Annotated in this window: 21 protein-coding genes; 16 read left to right on the forward strand and 5 right to left on the reverse strand. The window is 65.5% G+C overall.

The window, feature by feature from the left end; all coding sequences use genetic code 11:
* Window positions 1–11 precede the first annotated feature (11 nt).
* The 6 genes from CR918_RS05520 to CR918_RS05545 all read left to right on the forward strand — a co-directional run bounded on the left by CR918_RS05520 (window position 12) and on the right by CR918_RS05545 (window position 5,077).
* A complete protein-coding gene (locus CR918_RS05520; protein WP_099783484.1) occupies window positions 12–950 on the forward strand; it encodes a lytic transglycosylase domain-containing protein in 939 nt (312 codons plus the stop codon).
* A 195-nt stretch (window positions 951–1,145) separates the two neighbouring features.
* Window positions 1,146–1,766, forward strand: coding sequence for a ubiquinol-cytochrome c reductase iron-sulfur subunit (gene petA / locus CR918_RS05525; RefSeq protein ID WP_025875286.1), 621 nt, complete (start codon window positions 1,146–1,148; stop codon window positions 1,764–1,766).
* Window positions 1,766–3,025: a cytochrome b gene (locus tag CR918_RS05530; protein WP_025875284.1), complete on the forward strand. Its 1,260-nt coding sequence runs from the start codon at window positions 1,766–1,768 to the stop codon at window positions 3,023–3,025. Before petA ends, CR918_RS05530 begins: the two co-directional genes overlap by 1 nt.
* Window positions 3,018–3,767 carry a cytochrome c1 gene (locus tag CR918_RS05535; protein WP_025875282.1) on the forward strand — a complete coding sequence of 250 codons (750 nt, stop codon included), beginning with the start codon at window positions 3,018–3,020 and terminating at the stop codon, window positions 3,765–3,767. The genes CR918_RS05530 and CR918_RS05535 overlap by 8 nt, the downstream gene beginning before the upstream one ends.
* Before the next feature lie 134 nt (window positions 3,768–3,901).
* Window positions 3,902–4,537, forward strand: a complete 636-nt coding sequence (locus CR918_RS05540) for a glutathione S-transferase N-terminal domain-containing protein (RefSeq protein WP_025875280.1) — start codon at window positions 3,902–3,904, stop codon at window positions 4,535–4,537.
* An 84-nt stretch (window positions 4,538–4,621) separates the two neighbouring features.
* Entirely contained in the window at window positions 4,622–5,077 is a 456-nt protein-coding gene (locus CR918_RS05545) for a ClpXP protease specificity-enhancing factor (protein ID WP_025875278.1), read from the forward strand.
* Window positions 5,078–5,114: 37 nt separating this feature from the next.
* Here CR918_RS05545 and CR918_RS05550 read toward each other — a convergent pair whose 3' ends face one another.
* The 4 genes from CR918_RS05550 to CR918_RS05565 form a co-directional block, all read right to left on the reverse strand.
* Window positions 5,115–5,465, reverse strand: a complete 351-nt coding sequence (locus tag CR918_RS05550; RefSeq protein ID WP_025875275.1) for a DUF3301 domain-containing protein — start codon at window positions 5,463–5,465, stop codon at window positions 5,115–5,117.
* A 69-nt stretch (window positions 5,466–5,534) separates the two neighbouring features.
* Window positions 5,535–6,515, reverse strand: coding sequence for a DUF2272 domain-containing protein (locus CR918_RS05555; protein WP_099842222.1), 981 nt, complete (start codon window positions 6,513–6,515; stop codon window positions 5,535–5,537).
* 112 nt (window positions 6,516–6,627) lie between these two features.
* The gene (nadC, locus tag CR918_RS05560) at window positions 6,628–7,479 is read right to left on the reverse strand and encodes a carboxylating nicotinate-nucleotide diphosphorylase (protein WP_032975701.1); all 852 of its coding nucleotides are present in this window, start codon (window positions 7,477–7,479) and stop codon (window positions 6,628–6,630) included.
* A complete protein-coding gene (locus CR918_RS05565) occupies window positions 7,476–7,745 on the reverse strand; it encodes a Trm112 family protein (protein WP_025875269.1) in 270 nt (89 codons plus the stop codon). The genes nadC and CR918_RS05565 overlap by 4 nt, the downstream gene beginning before the upstream one ends.
* A 58-nt stretch (window positions 7,746–7,803) precedes the next feature.
* Between CR918_RS05565 and purE the strand changes: the two genes are divergently transcribed.
* Together purE and CR918_RS05575 are read left to right on the forward strand one after the other, a co-directional pair.
* The gene (gene purE / locus CR918_RS05570) at window positions 7,804–8,307 is read left to right on the forward strand and encodes a 5-(carboxyamino)imidazole ribonucleotide mutase (RefSeq protein ID WP_025875268.1); all 504 of its coding nucleotides are present in this window, start codon (window positions 7,804–7,806) and stop codon (window positions 8,305–8,307) included.
* On the forward strand, window positions 8,304–9,452 hold the full coding sequence (locus tag CR918_RS05575) for a 5-(carboxyamino)imidazole ribonucleotide synthase (RefSeq protein WP_099842223.1): 1,149 nt from the start codon (window positions 8,304–8,306) through the stop codon (window positions 9,450–9,452). The genes purE and CR918_RS05575 overlap by 4 nt, the downstream gene beginning before the upstream one ends.
* A gap of 185 nt (window positions 9,453–9,637) precedes the next feature.
* On the opposite strand, the gene CR918_RS05580 is transcribed toward CR918_RS05575, so the two are convergent.
* Window positions 9,638–10,216: a superoxide dismutase gene (locus CR918_RS05580; protein WP_025875266.1), complete on the reverse strand. Its 579-nt coding sequence runs from the start codon at window positions 10,214–10,216 to the stop codon at window positions 9,638–9,640.
* Between the two features lie 119 nt (window positions 10,217–10,335).
* Here CR918_RS05580 and grxD point away from each other — a divergent pair, with 119 nt between their 5' ends.
* The 8 genes from grxD to CR918_RS05620 all read left to right on the forward strand — a co-directional run bounded on the left by grxD (window position 10,336) and on the right by CR918_RS05620 (window position 19,390).
* Window positions 10,336–10,656, forward strand: coding sequence for a Grx4 family monothiol glutaredoxin (gene grxD, locus CR918_RS05585; protein WP_025875264.1), 321 nt, complete (start codon window positions 10,336–10,338; stop codon window positions 10,654–10,656).
* Window positions 10,653–11,450: an SDR family NAD(P)-dependent oxidoreductase gene (locus CR918_RS05590; protein WP_099842224.1), complete on the forward strand. Its 798-nt coding sequence runs from the start codon at window positions 10,653–10,655 to the stop codon at window positions 11,448–11,450. The genes grxD and CR918_RS05590 overlap by 4 nt, the downstream gene beginning before the upstream one ends.
* 208 nt (window positions 11,451–11,658) lie before the next feature.
* Entirely contained in the window at window positions 11,659–14,874 is a 3,216-nt protein-coding gene (locus CR918_RS05595; protein WP_099842225.1) for a TonB-dependent receptor, read from the forward strand.
* 252 nt (window positions 14,875–15,126) lie between these two features.
* A complete protein-coding gene (gene ppnN / locus CR918_RS05600) occupies window positions 15,127–16,515 on the forward strand; it encodes a nucleotide 5'-monophosphate nucleosidase PpnN (protein WP_025875258.1) in 1,389 nt (462 codons plus the stop codon).
* 172 nt (window positions 16,516–16,687) lie between these two features.
* Window positions 16,688–17,203: a GspH/FimT family pseudopilin gene (locus tag CR918_RS05605; RefSeq protein WP_025875256.1), complete on the forward strand. Its 516-nt coding sequence runs from the start codon at window positions 16,688–16,690 to the stop codon at window positions 17,201–17,203.
* Entirely contained in the window at window positions 17,200–17,697 is a 498-nt protein-coding gene (gene pilV, locus CR918_RS05610) for a type IV pilus modification protein PilV (protein WP_099842226.1), read from the forward strand. The genes CR918_RS05605 and pilV overlap by 4 nt, the downstream gene beginning before the upstream one ends.
* 8 nt (window positions 17,698–17,705) lie before the next feature.
* Window positions 17,706–18,863, forward strand: a complete 1,158-nt coding sequence (locus tag CR918_RS05615) for a PilW family protein (RefSeq protein WP_099842227.1) — start codon at window positions 17,706–17,708, stop codon at window positions 18,861–18,863.
* A gap of 5 nt (window positions 18,864–18,868) precedes the next feature.
* Window positions 18,869–19,390: a pilus assembly PilX family protein gene (locus CR918_RS05620; protein WP_099842228.1), complete on the forward strand. Its 522-nt coding sequence runs from the start codon at window positions 18,869–18,871 to the stop codon at window positions 19,388–19,390.
* The last annotated feature ends 3 nt before the right edge of the window (window positions 19,391–19,393 follow it).

Here is a 19,393-nt window from a genome sequence, read left to right on the forward strand (position 1 = left end):
CACTCGCGGCCATGAAGGGGAGACTGGGGATAACGGCGATCATCATCGCTGCGCTGACCGCTGCGCCGGCCAGCGCCGGTACCCTGTACAAGTGCCTCGGCGCCGACGGTGTCACCAGCTATGTCAGCAAGCGGGTGGCCGGTGCCCAATGCAGCACCATCAGCTACACCCGCAGCGCGGGCAGGGCAGCGCGCGCTCCCGTTGCCACGCCGGTGCCGGCGCCGCTACCAGCACCTGCGGCACCTGCTGCAGTGGTGGCCAGCGCCGAGCGTAATCCGGTCGCGGTCGCCGCCGCTGCGGCCAGTCCCGCTGTCGCAGCGACCCCGGCACCCGCAACGACCTCTACGCCGGCCAGTCCACGCGGCGGCAGGATGGTCAGCGGACAGGTCTATTCGTACATGCAGGACGGGGTGCGCCACTACACCAGCGCACGCCCGACCCAGGTCGCCAACCTCGGCCCGGTGCGGACCATCCGCTACAGCTTCATGGAGCGCTGTTACGCCTGTGGGGTCAATCCGCGCGTCGATTTCGGCAGCGTGCGCCTGAACACCACGGCCTTCCAGAGCGAGATCACCTCGGCGGCACGCGAATTCGGGGTGGAAGAGGCCGTGGTACGCGCGATCATCCATGCCGAGTCGGCCTACAACCCGACCGCACTCAGCCGTGCCGGCGCCCAGGGCCTGATGCAGCTGATGCCGCCCACCGCCGCGCGTTTCGGCGTCAGCGATTCCTACGACGCGGGGCAGAACATCCGTGGCGGTGTGCAGTATCTGGCGTGGCTGTTGAAGCGTTTCAATGGAGACCTGACCCTGGCCGCTGCCGGCTACAACGCGGGCGAGGGCGCGGTCGATCGCCATCGCGGCGTGCCGCCCTACAGCGAGACCCAGTATTACGTGCGCCGGGTCGGCCAGCTGGCCGAGCGCTATCGCACGGTGCTGAGCAAGCAGTAGGTGCCGATCGTTGGTCGGCACACCTTTGAACAGGTAGTGCCGGCCGCTGGCCGGCAACCCCGCAAACTATGTTGTTGCAATGCGTTGTGTGGCGCGCAACGGTTCCGCTACACTCGACCGAGATTCAATGCGGCTCTGGCCCCCACCGGAACCGCTGGCAGCCTTAAAGCTACCTAATCAATATCGGAGTGCCGGATGGCCAACGATGGGGTACACGATCCAGTCAACACCGGACGTCGGCGTTTTCTTACTGCCACCACAGCCGTGGTGGGCGCCGTCGGCGTCGGATTCACCGCAGTTCCTTTCATCAAATCCTGGAACCCCAGTGCCCGCGCCAAGCTTGCCGGCGCACCGGTGGTGGCCGACATCAGCGCCCTGCAGGAAGGCCAACGCCTGATCGTGGAATGGCGTGGCCAGCCGATCTGGATCGTCAAACGGTCCAAGGCGATCCTTGACGCGCTGCATGGGCTGGATGGCCGCTTGAAGGACCCCGAGTCCGGCGAGAAGGACCAGCAGCCGGAGTACGTGCTCAAGCAGAACCCGGAGCTGCGCTCGATCAAGCCCGAGATCTCGGTGCTGGTCGGTCTCTGCACGCACCTGGGCTGTTCGCCGGAAATGGTGGGTGAAATCCGCCCCGAGCCCTACGACCCCCAATGGAAGGGCGGCTATTTCTGCCCCTGCCACAAGTCGCGCTTCGACATGTCCGGCCGCGTCTTCAAGGACGTGCCCGCACCCATCAACCTGAAGGTGCCCGCGCACCACTACCAGGACGACAACACCATCATCATCGGTGTCGATCCGCAGGGGGCTGCCTGATGTCCAACATCCTCAGCCGTACCGCCACCGGCGTGGCCGACTGGGTCAATGCCCGCGCGCCGGGGTTGATGCCGATCTACCGCAAGCACGTCAGCGAGTACTACGCGCCGAAGAACTTCAACATCTGGTACTACTTCGGCTCGCTGGCGCTGCTGGTGCTGGTCAACCAGATCGTCACCGGCATCTTCCTGACCATGCACTACAAGACGAATGCCGCCGAAGCATTCGCCTCCATCGAATACATCATGCGTGACGTGGAGTGGGGCTGGCTGATCCGCTACATGCACTCCACCGGTGCCTCGCTGTTCTTCATCGTGGTCTACCTGCACATGTTCCGCGGGCTGCTGTATGGCAGCTACCAGAAGCCACGCGAACTGGTGTGGATCCTGGGCATGCTGATCTACCTGGTGTTGATGGCCGAAGCCTTCATGGGCTACGTGCTGCCGTGGGGCCAGATGTCGTTTTGGGGCGCCAAGGTGATCATCTCGCTGTTCGGCGCCATTCCGGTGATCGGCAACGGCCTGACCGAATGGATCATGGGCGATTACCTGCCCAGCGACGCCACGCTCAACCGGTTCTTCGCACTGCACGTGATCGCGCTGCCGCTGGTCCTGCTGCTGCTGGTGGTGCTGCACCTGGGCGCGCTGCATGAAGTGGGATCGAACAATCCCGATGGCGTGGAGATCAAGAAGGGCCCGAAGGGCAACCGCTGGTCGCCGAACGCGCCGACCGACGGCATCCCGTTCCATCCCTACTACACACTCAAGGACGGCGTCGGTGCGGGCTTCCTGCTGATCATCGCGGCCTTCATCATCTTCTTCGCACCAGCCTTCGGTGGCCTGTTCCTGGAACACGACAACTTCACCGAAGCCAATCGCCTGGTCACCCCCGAGCACATCAAGCCGGTCTGGTACTACACGCCGTACTACGCGATGTTGCGGGTGGTGCCCAACAAGCTGGGTGGCGTGATCGTGATGTTCTCGGCCATCGCCATCCTGTTCCTCGTGCCCTGGCTGGACCGGGCCAAGGTCAAGTCCTACCGCTACCGCGGCTGGCTGTCGCGCGGCCTGCTGGGCATGTTCGTGGTGTGCTTTGCGTGGCTGATGGTGATCGGTTCCGGTCCTGGTACCGATGCACACGAGACCTATGTCGGGCGGGTGCTGACCTTCCTGTACTTCGCCTTCTTCATCACCATGCCGATATGGACAAGGCTGGACAAGACCAAGCCGGTACCGGAAAGGGTGACCACGCATGACTGAGCGCTGGATGGTCCGGCTGGCCCTGGCGGCCGCCCTGATGCTGGGCAGTACCCTGGCCATGGCCGCCGAGGGCGGCACCAAGCTCCTGCAGGCCGGTAACGACCTGGGTGACCGGGCGTCGCTGCAGCGCGGCGCCCAGTTGTACATGAACTACTGCAGTGGCTGTCATGCACTGAAGTACCTGCGCTATTCGCGGATGGGCGAGGACCTGGGGCTGAGCGAGGAAGAGGTGATGAACAACCTCAACTTCACCGGCTCGGCGATCGGCGATCCGGTGCCGGTGGCGATGCCCAAGGAGCAGGCCGAAAAGTGGTTCGGCAAGATGCCGCCGGACCTGAGCCTGATTTCCCGGGTGCGCGGCAGCGACTGGATCTACACCTACCTGAAGTCGTTCTACCTGGACAGCAGCCGCCCGCTGGGCTGGAACAATGCGCTGTTTGCCAACGCATCCATGCCCAATCCGTTGTGGGAGATGCAGGGCCTGCAGCATGCGGTACATGGCAAGGCCGAAGCAGCGGGCATGGACCCGCCGGTGACGGGCCTGCGCATTGAAAGCCCGGGTTCGGTCGATGCGGCGCAGTACGACCAGGCCGTGCGCGACATCACCAACTTCCTTGAATACGCCGGCGAGCCGGCTGCGCTGAAGCGGCAGCAGCTCGGTGTCTGGGTGATCCTGTTCCTGGCCCTGCTGACCTTCCTGGTGTACCTGTTGAAGAAGGAATACTGGAAGGACGTGCACTGATCCAGGGCCGGCCATCGCAACGGGCCTATTGGCTTTTGTGATGGTCGGTTGCACACTCGGGGAGGAGTCGACCGTCAGCACGGTGCTGGCGGCGCCGATACGGCAGGCGGTCTCCTGTCGTAGGAGAGCCTTTGATGGCGGCGAGCGTACGCATGCGCAATACACTGACGCTGTTTTCCTCGAACGACGATGTACTGTGCCACCGTGTGCGCCTGGTGCTGGCGGCCAAGGGCGTGAGTTTCGACTTCGTACCGGTGGATCCACAGAACCCGCCGGAAGATCTGATCGATCTCAATCCGTACCACTCGGTGCCGACCCTGGTCGAGCGCGAGCTGGTGCTGTATGCCGCGTCGGTGGTCAGCGAGTATCTGGACGAGCGCTATCCGCATCCGCCGCTGATGCCGGTCGACCCGCTGTCGCGCGCGCGCATCCGCCTGGCCATGCTGCGTATCGAACACGACTGGGTGCCGCAGGTGCAGGCGATCCAGCTGGGCAACAAGACCCAGGCCGAGGCAGGGCGCAAGCGGCTGAAGGAACTGTTGACGGCCTCGCTGCCGTTGTTCAAGGCCAGCAAGTTCTTCCTCAACCCGGAAATGAGCCTGGCCGACTGCGCGATGGCCCCGATCATCTGGCGCCTGCAGTCGCTGGATGTGCCGTTGCCGAAGGACGGCAAGGCGATCGAGGACTATGGCAACCGGATCTTCCGCCACCCCGGTTTCGTCCGCAGCCTGACCGATCAGGAAAAGAAACTGCGCGATCTGCCGGGCTGATCCGCCATCCGCTTTCCCGTCTGCACGCCGACCGGCGTGCAGGCGATCCGCCCCGGCCGGGGCGTCGGGCGCTACACTTCACGCATGACCGAAGACTTCTTCCACATGACCAGCCACCGACCGTACCTGTTGCGGGCCCTGGTGGAATGGATCAATGACAACCAGCTGACGCCGCACATCCTGGTCGACGCCGGCGTTCCCGGCGTGCAGGTTCCGCCTTCAGCCATCAAGGATGGCCGGGTGGTGCTCAACATCGCCGAACGCGCGGTGGTACGGCTGGTGATCGACAACGAGTCGGTGAGCTTCTCGGCGCGCTTCTCCGGCACCAGCTATCCGGTGCAGGTGCCGATCAGCGCCGTACTGGCGGTATATGCCCGCGAAACCGGGCAGGGCATGGCCCTGCCGGATGACATTCCCGGTGGCGAGCCGGCGCCGGCCAGTGATGAGCTGCTGCACGACGATGAGCAGACGCCGCCGGACGACACGCCGCCCGCTGGTCCGCCGCCGAAAGGCCGTCCGACCCTGCGCGTGGTCAAGTAATGGTGGGGCCGACCGTTGGTCGGCACACCTCTAGCCCCTACACATCCTCGGCCTCTTCGTTGTCCGCACGGATCTGGCTGATCCGCGCCGCGCCCGGGCCGGTGAAGGAAACCAGCTGGTCGCCGCGCAGCACCATGCGGCCGACATGGCGATCGATGCCGTCGTAGGAATACTCGAACTTGAAGGTGCGTTCGAAGCCGAGGCGTCCGTCTTCCCCGCGCGACAGGCGCAGGCCCGTGGCGTGCACCGCCTGGTCCAGCCACTGCACATCGGCGGCACGGCAGGCGTTGCGGCCCAGCTCGATCGCACGTTCGGCGGCCGAACGCGCTGCGTTCCAGAAGAAGTAGACGATACCGCCGGCAATGAGCAGGAACAGCAGGGTGGGCATGGCATCAGCCGTCAGGTGTCGATCCGCCAAAGATGGCGACGAATGGCGACCGGATCAAGCGGCATCTGCTCAGCGATTGCTGCCAGGCTCCGTTGCCGGCTGCAGCGGCACCGGTGCCGGCGCAGCGGGTATCGCCGGCGGAAGCGGTGCGACCCGCGGCGCAGTGGCATTCAACTGCAGCAGCGCGGCCCAATCCTGCCGGTTGAAGCTGCATTCGTCCTCACGGCCCGGTGTGCAGGTCGGGTCGATGCCGGTGGTGTCGCGCTCGCGCGGCGGTGGCAGCTTGATCGTGCCGGTGCGATCCAGTTGCAGCAGGCGCATCGCCACGGTGTTCATGACATTGCCGCCCACCAGGTAGAGCGTCTGGTCGCCACCGAGGTTGGCCGCCACCACCACTTCGCAATGCGATTTCCAATGGCCGACCGAGCCGTTGCCCAGGGCCTGCACCAATCCGCTGTAACTGAGCGTGCTGCTGCGGTCGCGCAGGAAGCACAGCAGATCGCCCGGCGCAGGCTTGGCGGTGGCCGGGTCCACCAGGCGGTAGGGCACGCCGGAAGGGCCTGCCTGGTAGGCGGCGCGGATGTAGTCGATATGGCGTGGGGAAGCATGGAAGCCGGGTACGCCGGCACGCACCATCACCCAGGAAATGAAGGCCGCCGACCATGGATTGTCGATCAGGAAGGCGCGGCAATCGCTGTCGGTGTAACGCGTGCCCAGCGGCGCCAGGCAGCTGCTGGCGCCGGGCTGGCTGCCCAGTGCGTTGAGCGTGCCGCTTTCGCGCCAGTAGCCGGTGACCCGTTGCCAGGCGATCAGGCCGTTGTCGGCCAGATGATCGCCTTCGGCCTCGGTGACACTGAGGCTGGCGGCGCGGCCGTCGCGGTCGATGAAGGGGCGATACCAGAGCCGATGCTCGTTGCAGGCGGTGTTGCGGATGGCGACCGCCAATGGGCTCAGGCCGAAACGCGGTGGGACATCGCAGGCTTCGACAGCGGCGGCCGAGAAAGGCGTCGCGGCCAGCAGCAGGCAGGCAGGCAAGAGCGTCCGGCGCATGCGCGGTTCCTGTGGGGGATGGCCGCAGCGTCGCAGCGCCGTTGTGAACGCCGGGTGTGAGAACGGTGGTGCCGGCCGCTGGCCGGCAACATCACGATCCGCGAATCCACCCTCAACCCGGTGGCGGACCCAGTTTCAACGACAGGTCGATTGCCTGCACGTGTTTGGTCAGGCCGCCGATGGAAATGCAGTCCACGCCATCTTCAGCGATCGAGCGCAGGCCGCCGAGGCCGACGCTGCCGGACACCTCCAGTGGAATGCGGCCTTCGGTGATGCGCACCGCTTCGCGCCGCAGTTCCGGACTGAAGTCGTCCAGGAGGATGCGTTCACAGCCGGCTTCCAGCGCCTGCCGCAGCTGTTCCAGGTCCTCGACCTCGACCACCAGCGGCAGCTGTGGCCATTGCTGGCGGGCGGCCGACACAGCGGCAGCCAGTGAACCGGCCGCGCGGATGTGGTTCTCCTTCAGCATCACCGTGTCGTACAGGCCGAAGCGGTGGTTGTCGCCACCCCCGCACCGCACCGCGTATTTCTGCGCCAGGCGCAGGCCGGGCAGGGTCTTGCGGGTATCAAGGATGCGCGTGCCTGTACCTTCCACCGCAGCCACGTAGCGGGCCGTGGTGGTGGCAGTGCCGGACAGGGTCTGCAGGAAATTCAGCGAGGTGCGTTCGGCGCTGACCAGGCTGCGGCTGCGCCCATGCAGCAGGGCCAGCACGGTGCCGGCGCTGACGCTGTCGCCTTCGGCCACCCGCCACTCGATCTGCACGTCCGCATCGAGTGCGCGATGGGTGGCATCGAACCACGCACGGCCCGCGATCACCGCATCCTGCTTGCACAGCAGGTAGGCGCTGTCGGGCTGGTCGGGCAGCAGGGCGGCGGTGACGTCACCGCTGCCCAGGTCCTCGGCCAACGCGCGGGCGACATCGGCCGCGACGACGGCTGGATCCGGCGTCGGCAGCGCGCTCATGCGGCCGGGAAGTCGGCGATCTGTGCGGTCGGGATGGCTTCTTCGGCCAGCAGCACCGGGATGCCGTCGTCGACGCGGAACACCTGCTTGCGGTCGCGGGTGACCAGGGCTTCGCGCAGCGGCTGCGCCAGCGGGTTGCCATCGGCGCGGTTGACGGAACCGGCGGCGATCGCCCGGTTGAGGGCTTCCAGGCCCTTGCCATCCAGCAGGGACAGGGGCTGGCGGGTGTCGGGCGATACCAGCAGGTCGAGCAGCTTGCGATCCATGGTTCTTCGTCTTGCGTGGAAGATGGCTAGAATACGTCTTTAAGGCAGGTGACGGCCAATGACCCCCAACCCGATCGCGCCGCTTGTCGGCATCGTCATGGGTTCCCGCTCCGACTGGGAAACCATGCAGCACGCCGCCCAGAAGCTTGAAGCTCTGGGTGTTCCGTTCGAAGTGAAGGTGGTGTCCGCGCATCGGACGCCGGATGTGTTGTTCAGTTATGCCGAGCAGGCCGGTTCGCGCGGGCTGCGCGCGATCATCGCCGGCGCCGGCGGTGCCGCGCATCTGCCGGGCATGATCGCGGCCAAGACCGCGGTGCCGGTGCTGGGCGTGCCGGTGCAGTCCAAGGCCCTCAACGGCATGGATTCGCTGCTGTCGATCGTGCAGATGCCGGCCGGCATCCCGGTCGCCACCTTCGCCATCGGCAATGCCGGTGCGTCCAATGCCGCACTGTTCGCCGCCGCGATGCTGGCCAGCGACCAGCCGGCCATCGGCCAGGCGCTGGACAGCTTCCGGGCGCGCCAGACCGAAGACGTGATGGCCCACGACGATCCGCGCCAATGAGCCTGACCGTCGGCATCCTCGGCGGCGGCCAGCTCGCCCGCATGATGGTCCTGGCCGGTGCGCCGCTGGGACTGCGCTTCGAACTGTATGATCCGGCGGCCGACGCCTGCAGTGGCCCGCTGGCACCGCTCACCGTGGGTGCCTTCGATGATCGCCAGGCACTGGCGGACTTCGCCGCCAAAGTCGATGTGATCACCTTCGATTTCGAGAACGTGCCGGCGGACAGCGCGCAATGGCTGGCCGACCGCGTGTCGGTCTACCCGCCGCCGTCGGCGCTGGCGGTGGCCCAGGACCGGTTGAGCGAGAAGACCCTGTTCCAGCAGCTCGGCATTCCGCTGCCGGCCTTCGCCGATATCCGCAGCCGCGACGAGCTGGCTGCCAGGGCCGCCGAATTCGGCCTGCCGTGCATCCTCAAGACCCGCCGCCTGGGCTACGACGGCAAGGGCCAGTTCCGCCTGCGCAGCGAAGCGGACATCGATGCGGCATGGCAGGCCCTGGGGGCGCAGGTCGAGCGCACCGGCCTGATCCTCGAGGGCTTTGTCGCCTTCCAGCGCGAAGTCAGCGTGGTTGCCGTGCGTGGCCGCGATGGCGGCTTCCAGGCCTGGCCGGTCACCGGCAACTGGCATGTCGACGGCGTGCTGTCGGCCAGCGTGGCACCGGCGGTGCTGTCCGCTGCCGAGCACGAAGCAGCGATCGGCTATGCCCGTCGTGTTGCCGAACACCTGCAGTACGTGGGTGTGTTCGCGCTGGAACTGTTCTGCCGCGACGGTGAACTGCTGGCCAACGAGATGGCGCCGCGCGTGCACAACTCCGGTCACTGGACCATCGAAGGCAGCGAAACCTCCCAGTTCGAGAACCACCTGCGTGCGGTGCTCGGCCTGCCGCTGGGCAGTACCCGCATGCTCGGGCATGCCTGCATGCTGAACTGGCTGGGGGCAATGCCCGACCCGACGCCGGTGCTGCAGCAGGCCAGTGGCCATTGGCACGATTACGGCAAGGAATCGCGTGACGGCCGCAAGGTGGGGCATGCCACCCTGCGTGATGATGATGCCGATGCACTGGCCGATGCGCTGGAGCAGGTAGGCCTGGAGCTCGACCGCCAGGCCCAGGTGGCCCCTGCGGTACACGCGCTGCGTAACGGCTGACCGAAGGCCTGCCGGCCGTCGGCCGGCAGGCGCCGCTGAACCCGGTAGTGCCGGCCGCTGGTCGGCAACGCCCACCAAGGTGGGCATCTACCAGAGCGGGGCCGACCAGGATGGGCATCCACCACGGCCAGGCGTGATGCCGGTAGCGCCGGGCCATGCCCGGCGGATGCGGATGCCCGTCGGTCTCAGCGCAGCTGGCTCTCGGCGAATTCCCAGTTCACCAGTTGCCAGAATGCTTCCAGATAGCGTGCACGATCATTCTGGTAGTCGGTGTAGTACGCGTGCTCCCAGACATCGCAGCAGAGCAGCGGCGTGCTGTCGCCGGTCAGCGGCGTACCCGCATTGCGGGTGGCCTGCAGGCCGAGCTGCCCGCCGGGGTGCTGCACCAGCCACACCCAGCCGGAGCCGAACAGGCCAAGCGCGGTTCGATTGAACTCTTCGCGCAGACGCTGGCCGTCGCCGAACTGGCGCTTGACCAGTTCGCCCAGGCGGCCCTGCGGCTCGCCACCGCCGCGCGGGCGCAGGCATTGCCAGTAGAAGCCGTGGTTCCACGCCTGGGCGGCGGCATCGAACAGCGCGCCCTGGGCGTGGCGGACAATGTCCTCCAGTGTGGATTCTTCCCATTCGGTGCCGACAATGGCGGCATTGACCGCGTCGACGTAGGTGCGATGGTGGCGGCCATGATGCAGTTCCACGGTCTGTGCCGACAGGTGCGGCTGCAGGGACGAGGGCAGGTAGGGCAGGGCGGGCAGTTCGACGGGCATGGACAGGTTCGTGGCCAGGGGGCGGCGGCAGCCGGTACCATCGGCTTACAATGGCAGCTACCGTGGGCAGTCTAGCCGACCATCACGGTTGGTTTGTCCGGCGAAGCAAGGAGTGAGGTGTGGCGGTAATGCAGCAAATCCAGGCCGAGGTGGATCGTTACCCGCTCGTGCTGTTCATGAAGGGCACCCCGCAATACCCCATGTGCGGCTACTCCAGTCGCGCCGTGCAGGCCTTGATGGCCGCAGGCGCCGTTGCGCTGCGCACGGTCAACGTGCTGGAAGAGCCCGAGATCCGCGCCAACCTGCCGCGCTTCTCCAATCTGCCTACTTTCCCGCAGCTGTTCATCAACGGCGAGTTGATCGGCGGCTGCGACATCGTCATGGAACTGTTCGAAGCCGGCGAGCTCAAGCGCATCGTCGAAGAGGCTGCGCAGGGATGAGCGCCTGGCCATCGACGTCACCGGCAGACGGGGCGCTCGATGGCCGCCCGTTGCAGGACCGTGTGATGCTCATTGCCGGTGCGGGCGGCGGGCTCGGCAGCGCTGCCGCTGTTGCAGCCGCCGAGGCGGGGGCGACCGTGGTCCTGCTGGGGCGCAAGCCACGAAGGCTGGACCGGGTCTACGCCCAGGTGCAGGCGGTTGGGCCGGAGCCCCTGCTGTACCCGTTGGACCTGGAAGGTGCCGGTCCCGATGACTATGCCGAACTGGCCCAGGCGGTGGCGCAGGAGCTGGGGCGCCTTGATGGCCTGCTGGTCTGCGCGGCCCACTTTCCCGGCCTGACCCCGTTCGAGCTGGCCGACCCGGCCAGCTTTGCCCGCGCCGTTCACGTCACCCTGACCGCCCCGGCCTGGCTGGCCCAGGCCTGCCTGCCGTTGCTGCGCCAGCGTGAAGACGCGGCGCTGGTGTTCACCGTGGATGCCCCTGAGCGGGTGGGGCAGGCGTACTGGGGCGGCTACGGTGCCGCCCAGCACGGCCTGCGCGGGCTGATCGGCAGCCTGCATGACGAGCTGGCCCGCAGCCCGGTGCGGGTGAGTGGCCTGTATCCCGGGCCCTTGCGTACCGCCCTGCGAGCGCGGGCCTATTCGATCGATCAGGACCCGGCCGCATGCGGCCCCGAGGCCGCCGCTGCAGCGGCCGTGACCCTGTTGTCCGCTGCTGGACTGGCGTGGCGCGGGCAGGTGCTCGATGCGGGCAATCCGCCATCGACGAGTGAAGGCGTTCGTAAAGCGGAATGAAGATTCCGTCACGATAGCGTTGCGATCCGGTGCCGTTTGTCGCACAACCGTCACATTGAAAGCGTAGCGTGTTAATCTAGTGTTAACCGTTGCGGCAGCTGCCGTTCACGGTAGGGAACCCCAGATAAATGTCCGAACAGCCGCCCGCAAGGCTGCTTGGATGCGCTTTTTTTCCGCCATCGCCAACTCGCATCGAGGCTACCGAACAATGACTCACCCATTCCGGATGTCCAAGCTCACCCTTGGTCTCGTGGCTGCGCTCGCCGCCGCTCCCGCCTTCGCCCAGAGCACCTCTGCCGGTGTCGGCGGCCAGGTCGTGTCCAATGCGGGCGCGCCTGTTGCTGGTGCTGAAGTCACCATCACCCACACCGAATCGGGCACGGTTTCGCGTGCGACCACCGATGCGTCGGGTCGTTACAACGCGCGCGGCCTGCGCGTGGGTGGTCCGTACACCATCACCATCACCAAGCCGGGTGAGGGCACCAAGACCGAAGAGGGCGTGTACCTCAACCTGAACCAGGTCAACACGGTCAACGCCAACCTGGCCGGCGATGTTGCGGCCACCAATTTGGATGCCGTGAACGTCGTCGCGACCGCGGGTGGCCTGGACATCTTCAGCGCCAACAAGATGGGCACCGGCACCAACGTGACCCGCGAAACGATGGATGCGTTGCCGTCGGCCAACCGCAACATCCAGGACTACGTCCGCCTCGACCCGCGCATCTCGCAGGTCAGCAAGGCTGACGGTGCGATTTCGGCCGGTGGCCAGAACACCCGTTACAACGCCATCCGCATCGACGGCATCAGTGCCTCCGATCCGTTCGGCCTGGGTTCCAACAACCTGCCGACCGAGCGCCAGCCGGTGTCGATGGACGCGATCCAGGAAATCAACATCGACCTGGCCAACTACGACACCACCATCGCTGGTGGTACCGGTGCGGTGATCAACGCCGTGACCAAGTCGGGCACCAATGAATTCCACGGCACCGTGTACGGTTCGTACCGCGACAAGGACATGGTCCGTTCGCGCCTGGAAGGTGACCGCCAGGACTTCAACGGCTTCGAAGACGAGAAGACCTATGGCATGACCTTCGGCGGCCCGATCGTCAAGGACAAGCTGTTCTTCTTCAGCAACTACGAGAAGTACGAGCGTTCGGCCGCCGGCATCAGCCTGAGCGACACCCCGATCGGCAAGGGCACCATCACCCAGCAGCAGATCACCGATGTCCAGAACTACCTGGGCAACCTGGGTTATGACCCGGGCAGCCTGGCCGCGCCGAACAGCAAGACCGAGATCGAAGAGTACGCGGTCAAGCTGGACTGGAACATCAACGAGAACCATCGTGCCGCCCTGCGCTACAACAAGATGGAGCAGAACGTCGTTCGCTTCCCGCAGGTCAGCAGCAGCGCGATCTCGCTGAGCAACTTCTGGTACCAGCAGCCGACCGAATACGAAACCTGGATGGGCGAACTGTTCAGTGACTGGTCCGAGAACTTCTCGACCGAGTTCAAGGTCTCGCACAAGGATTACTCGGCCAACCGCGTGCCGCTGGTCGACATGCCGCAGATCCGCATCCGTTCGGGCAACGATTCGCTGTACGTCGGTACCGAGCAGAACACCCACGTCAACATCGTCGAGTCGAAGGAACTGAGCGCCTTCGGTGCCGGCACCTGGTACGTCGGTGACCACACCGTCAAGTTCGGCTTCGATTATTCGAAGAACGAGCTGATGAACTTCTATGGCCGCAACCTCAACGGCGTGTACGAGTTCAACAGCGTCAACGACTTCCTGGCGGGCAAGGCGGCGCGTTACCAGCTGCGTGCGCCGCGCGCCGATGGCAGCCGCAGTGATATCCCGGCCGACTTCACCCTGAAGAACACCGGCGTGTTCGTGCAGGACACCTGGGCGATCAACTACAACCTGAACCTGATGTTCGGCGTGCGCATCGACATGCCTGACTTCAGCAGCCAGCGCCTGTACAACGCGCGCATCGAGCAGCTGTATGGCTTCAACAACACCAAGCTGGTCGACAAGAACCTGGTGCAGCCGCGTGTCGGCTTCAACTACACCTTCGACAGCGAGCGTCCGACCCAGCTGCGCGGTGGCGTGGGCCTGTTCGGTGGCGCCGCCCCGAACGTCTGGCTGGCCGGTGCGTACCAGAACACCGGTCTGAATTACATCGAGTATGACCAGCGCAACCCGCCGGTGGGTTCCTTCACCCCGGATGGCAACAACCCGTACGTTCCGGCCGGTGGCCCGGCGACGGCGCGCCAGAACGTGGACATCATCGCGCCGGGCACCCGCCTGCCGTCGGTGTGGAAGGCCAACCTGGCGTTCGACCATGAACTGCCGTGGTACGGCATCGTGGCGTCGGCCGAACTGCTGGTGACCAAGGTCAAGGACGGCATCTACTTTGATCGCCTGGACGTGTCCGCGCCAACCATCTACGGTCCGGACGGCCGTGCGATCTACTGGAACGCCCAGGGTCGCAATCCGGCCAACAGCCGCATCGCCGATGGCACCAACTTCGGCATGACCACCGGCACCAATGGCGCGGGTGACCGTGCCAACCGTCCGAGCGACATGGGCGACGTGCTGGTCATGCGCAATACCGACAAGGGCCGTGGCAGCCAGGCGACCTTCTCGCTGGCCAAGCCGCTGACCGAGAATTGGGGCTGGTCGCTGGGTTACACCTACACCCAGTCGAAGGAAGTCAGCCCGCTGTCCAGCTCGCAGAACACCTCGAACTGGAACAACACGCTGATCTTCAATGCCAATGAAGACGTGGCCTACAATTCGCGTTACGCGATCAAGGACCGCATCACCGGCACCCTGGAATGGAAGCACAACTTCTTCGGTGACAACGCCACCCGCATCGGCCTGTTCTACGAAGGTCGCTCGGGCCGTCCGTACAGCTACATCTTCTACAACGATGCCAACGGCGATGGTGCAACCACCAACGACCTGTTCTACGTGCCGAATGCACCGGGCGACGTGCTGTTCACCGGCGGCGTGGCGATGGAGAAGAGCTTCTTCGACTGGCTCGCGAAGAATCCGGAGCTCGAGGCCTACCGTGGCAGCGTCGTCCCGGCCAACCAGCACCGTGCCAAGTGGATCAATTCCTTCGACGTCCGCATCAGCCAGGAGTTCCCGGGCTTCGTGAAGAGCCACAAGGGTGAGATCGCGCTGGACATCATGAATGTCGGCAACCTGATCAACAAGAAGTGGGGTCTGATCGACGATTACGGCTTCTACTCGACCCGCCGTGTTGCCAACTACGCCGGTATCGATCCGGCCACCGGCAAGTATGTGTACTCGTTCACCGGTGCTGACGATTCGTCGATCCAGGAAAACAACAACGACAAGGGCAACACCGGTGTGTCGCGCTGGTCGATGCAGCTGACCCTGAAGTACAAGTTCTGATCCGTCAGAGCCTGATGCAGTAAAAGGAAGCGGCCGGGGAAACCCGGCCGTTTTCCGTTCAGGCGAAAGTCCTTGCGGGAGGTGGTGCATCGGCGTAGCATCCAAGCACGTGCGCGGCGCAGATGCCGCCGAAGCGGTCCCGGAGCGGCGAACGCGGGACGCACCTATCCAACGGTCGGGCTTCCCGGCCGTTTTGCTTTTTAAGGGGGCGGCAGTACAGTCGGACACCTTAAAGGAAGCAGAAAAGTGGATATGACAACGAATGAAAAGGCAGCGCGGACGCTGCCGGTGCAGGACGCGCGGATCTACCCGCGTGGTGGCCTGGATGTGCTGTCGCGGGCCGAGGTTGCGCGCCTGCGCGACGCCTCCAGTGGTGGCATGCACGAGCTGCTGCGCCGCTGCGCGCTGGCCGTGCTGACCAGTGGCAGTGCCTCCGATGATCCGCGCGCCGCGCGCGATCTTTACCCCGATTTTGATATCCAGGTCGCACAGCAGGATCGCGGCGTGCGCATCGACCTGGCCAATGCGCCGGCGATGGCATTCGTCGATGGCGAGATCATCCGCGGCGTGGCCGAGCTGCTGTTCGCGGTGGTCCGTGACCTGGCGTACATGGCGATCGAGATGGGCCCGGCCTACGCGGCCGAGCTGGAGTCGTCCGAGGGCATCACCAATGCGGTGTTCGGGCTGCTGCGCAACGCACGCATCCTCAACCCGGGTGACCCGAACCTGGTGGTCTGCTGGGGCGGTCACTCGATTTCGCGCGACGAGTACCTGTATACCAAGCAGGTCGGTTACGAGCTGGGCCTGCGCGGCCTGGACATCTGTACCGGCTGCGGCCCGGGCGCGATGAAGGGCCCGATGAAGGGCGCCACCATCGCCCACGCCAAGCAGCGCCGGACCGTGACGCGCTACATCGGCCTGACCGAGCCGGGCATCATCGCCGCCGAGTCGCCGAACCCGATCGTCAACCACCTGGTGATCATGCCGGACATCGAGAAGCGCCTTGAGGCCTTCGTCCGCATCGGCCACGGCATCATCGTGTTCGCCGGTGGCGTGGGTACCGCCGAAGAGATCCTGTACCTGCTCGGCATCCTGCTGCGCGAGGAGAACAAGGACCTGCCGTTCCCGCTGATCCTGACCGGCCCGACCGTCGCTGCGCCGTACTTCGAGCAGATCGACCGTTTCATCCGCCTGACCCTGGGCGACGCCGCGGCCGAGCGCTACGAAATCGTCATCGGCGACCCGGTGGCGGTGGCCAAGAAGATGTCGGCCGGCATCAAGCGCGTGCGTGAGCATCGCCTGGCGCAGAAGGATTCGTTCTTCTTCAACTGGTCCATCGAGATTCCGTGGGAATACCAGCAGCCGTTCGTGCCGACCCACGAGGCGATGGCGGCGCTGGACCTGCACCACGGGCGTGCGCCGCACGCGCTGGCAGCCGATCTGCGCCGGGCCTTCTCGGGCATCGTCGCCGGCAACGTGAAGGAAGACGGCATGCGCCGCATCGAGGAGTTCGGGCCGTTCCAGATCCATGGCGACCCCGACATGATGCAGGCCCTGGACGCGCTGCTGCGTGCCTTCGTCGAGCAGCGCCGGATGAAGATCTCCGGCGAATACCAGCCCTGCTACCAGGTGCTGGCGTAAGCGAGGCGAGGGTGGCTGGACGGCGCGGCGGGGACCGCGCCGGACCGGTGGGGGAGGGCGGGATGTCAAGGGTTTGACGCCCGTCGCCCGGATCTGACCGTTCATCCTGCCGCCGCTTGCCGGCGGCAGGCCGGTGCGCCATCGTGGTCACCAACACGCTGGGGAGCGTCCAATGTCTTTGCGCCGGCAAAACGGCTTCACGCTGATTGAGTTGATGGTCACCCTGACCGTCTTCGTGATCCTGGCGTCGATCGCCTATCCGAGCTTCCGCAGCATGATTCGTTCGAACCGGCTGGCAACTGCCAACAACGAAGTGATCGCGTTGACCAACCTTGCGCGCAGCGAGGCCATCCGCAACAACCGTGGTGGTGGCCTCTGTGGCAGTACCGATGGCCAGGCGTGTGACGGTGAATGGTCCAAGGGGCTGCTGGCCTGGTCCGATCTCGACGCTGATGGCGTGCTGGGCAGCAATGACAGCGTGCTGCGTTTCTCCCTGGGCAACCCGCAATTGAGCGTGGTTGGTCCCCCGGGAGCGACCATCGCCTTTGACGGCCGTGGCCGTCGCAAGGCCGCGGACGATCAGACGGTTGTGCTGTCCCCGGCGTCCTGCAAGGCCGGCGAACAGCGCAGCACATTGACGATCAACAAGTCCGGCCAGGTCCGGGTGACCAAGGGAACCTGCTCATGAATCGCCGCAACCTTGCCTCTCCGCGTTCGTCCCAGGGTGGCTTCAGCCTGATCGAAGTGATGGTGGCGTTGTTGATCCTTGCGTTCGGGCTGCTCGGCTTTGCCTTGCTGCAGACCACGAGCGTGCGCTTCGTACAGAGTGCCAATTACCGGACCCAGGCGACCAACCTGGCCAACGACCTGATCGAACTGATGCGCGCCCAGCGCACCGATACGCTTGCCGGCGGGGCCTACTCTTCGGCCTCGTTCGCTGCCGGAGCGGTGACGGCCAATGGTGCTTGTACCTGGCCGACCGGCGCGGCGGTGACGCCGAAGACCAACGTGGCACGCTGGCAATGTGAGGTTGTGAAGACACTCGGTGAAAAGGCCAGTGCAGAGGTCCAGTTTACCCAGAGCACCGGCCGGGTCAGCGTGGCCATTACCTGGGGTGATCAGCGTTGGGATCCGAAGGAGCCCGACAGCCTCACCACCTTCGGCCTGACCACTTTCCTGTGAGCGCGTCCATGAGTCCGTCTTCACGAGCCCGCGGCCTGTCGCTGATCGAACTGATGATTGCCATGGTCATCGGTCTGGTCCTTCTGCTGGGCATCACGCAGATCTTCATCGCGTCCCGCGCGGCTTCACGCCTGTCCGAGGGGGCTGCCCGGACCCAGGAGAATGCACGTTTCGCATTGGACTTCCTGCAGCGTGACCTGCGCATGGCGGGTCACTTTGGCTGCGTGAACGACCAGGCGCATGTGATCAAGAACACCGGCGATGTCCGCTACAACCTCGGTATCGCCGCCGGCAGTGGAGATCCGCTGGATTTCTCGGTGCCGGTGCAGGGGTATGAGGCCGCAGGCACCGGCCCGACCAATACACTGACCCTGGGGCGCACGTGGAGCGCGGCGATATCCGTGCCCAAGAGCATCATCAACCTGAAGCCGGCGCCACTGCCCGGCAGTGATGTGCTTGTGCTCCGCCTGTTGAGCCCGGAAGGGGCGGTTGTGACAGGCGTCGGTGTGGATGGCACTACAACCACGGTGACGGTGTCCAGTGACGGCATGGCGCGCCTGAAGGCGGGTGCCGCCGGCACTCCGACCGTGTTCGCGCTGGCCGATTGCACCCGCGCCGATGTGTTCCCGGCCACCATCAGTGGATCCACCGTCAAGATCGAGAAGCTGGATCTGACCGGCTATTCGGTCAGCAACGCGATGACGATGCTGTATCGCGCCGATGGCCTCGTGTATTACATCGCCAGCAACGGCAATAATGAGCCTGCCCTGTACCGCGCCCGCGCCAACGGAGCCGGTGGCTACGGTGACGGTGAGGAGCTGGTGGAGGGCATCGAGAGCATGCAGCTCCTGTACGGCCTTGACGCAACGCCGGATATTTCGCTTTCCACTCCGCCCAGTGGCCGCATCGTCGACCAGCGTGTTGCCAGTGCCGTCAGCACCGCGACGGATGCGACCGCTGTTGGCGCATGGCGCCGCGTCGGCATGGTACAGGTGGGGCTGCTTGCGCGCAGCCCGCAGCGGGCGTCGGCGCAGGCTCCGGGTTCGGCAGCTACCTACCTGGGGGTGCTTGGTGTGACCATCGCGCCGGGCGATCCCTATGACCAGCGCCACCGTGGCGCCTATGAAGTTTCCGTTGCGTTGCGCAACCGCCTGTTCGGGAATTGACGACCATGCGCTCCATCAAGCTGTCTTCGCGCCACACCTTCTCTGCCCCTGTCCGGCAGCGTGGTGCCGTGCTCTACGTCGCGCTGATTCTGCTGATCATGCTGGCGCTGCTGGGCGTGATAGGCATGCAGGTGGCCGGCATGCAGGAGCGCATGGCATCGGGCTACCGTGCAGGCAACGTGGCCTTCCAGAGTGCCGAGGGCGCCGCCCGCAGTGCCGAGAATGCCGTGGAGAAGATTGCCAATCGCCAGTCGCCGGGTGACAGCCCGACGGTTACCTCGGCCGACATCGATCAACGCTGCGACGATGGCTTCGATCCATCGGACTGGGTCGCCAAGACCAAGCTGGGCAGCAAGCCGGCAGTGAAGGTCCGGCAGATCCAGGGCTGCATCCAGGGAGAGGGGGCGCTGGACATGGGCAAGCCGTTGGAGGCCGCAACACCGGTCTACCAGATCACGACATACGCCGGCGACACGGCCACCGACGCGACATCGCGCTCGGCGGTCGACACCGTATTCAAGCTGTGAGGG

The sequence above is a fragment of the Stenotrophomonas indicatrix genome (assembly GCF_002750975.1).
In the GTDB taxonomy this organism is placed as follows: domain Bacteria; phylum Pseudomonadota; class Gammaproteobacteria; order Xanthomonadales; family Xanthomonadaceae; genus Stenotrophomonas; species Stenotrophomonas indicatrix.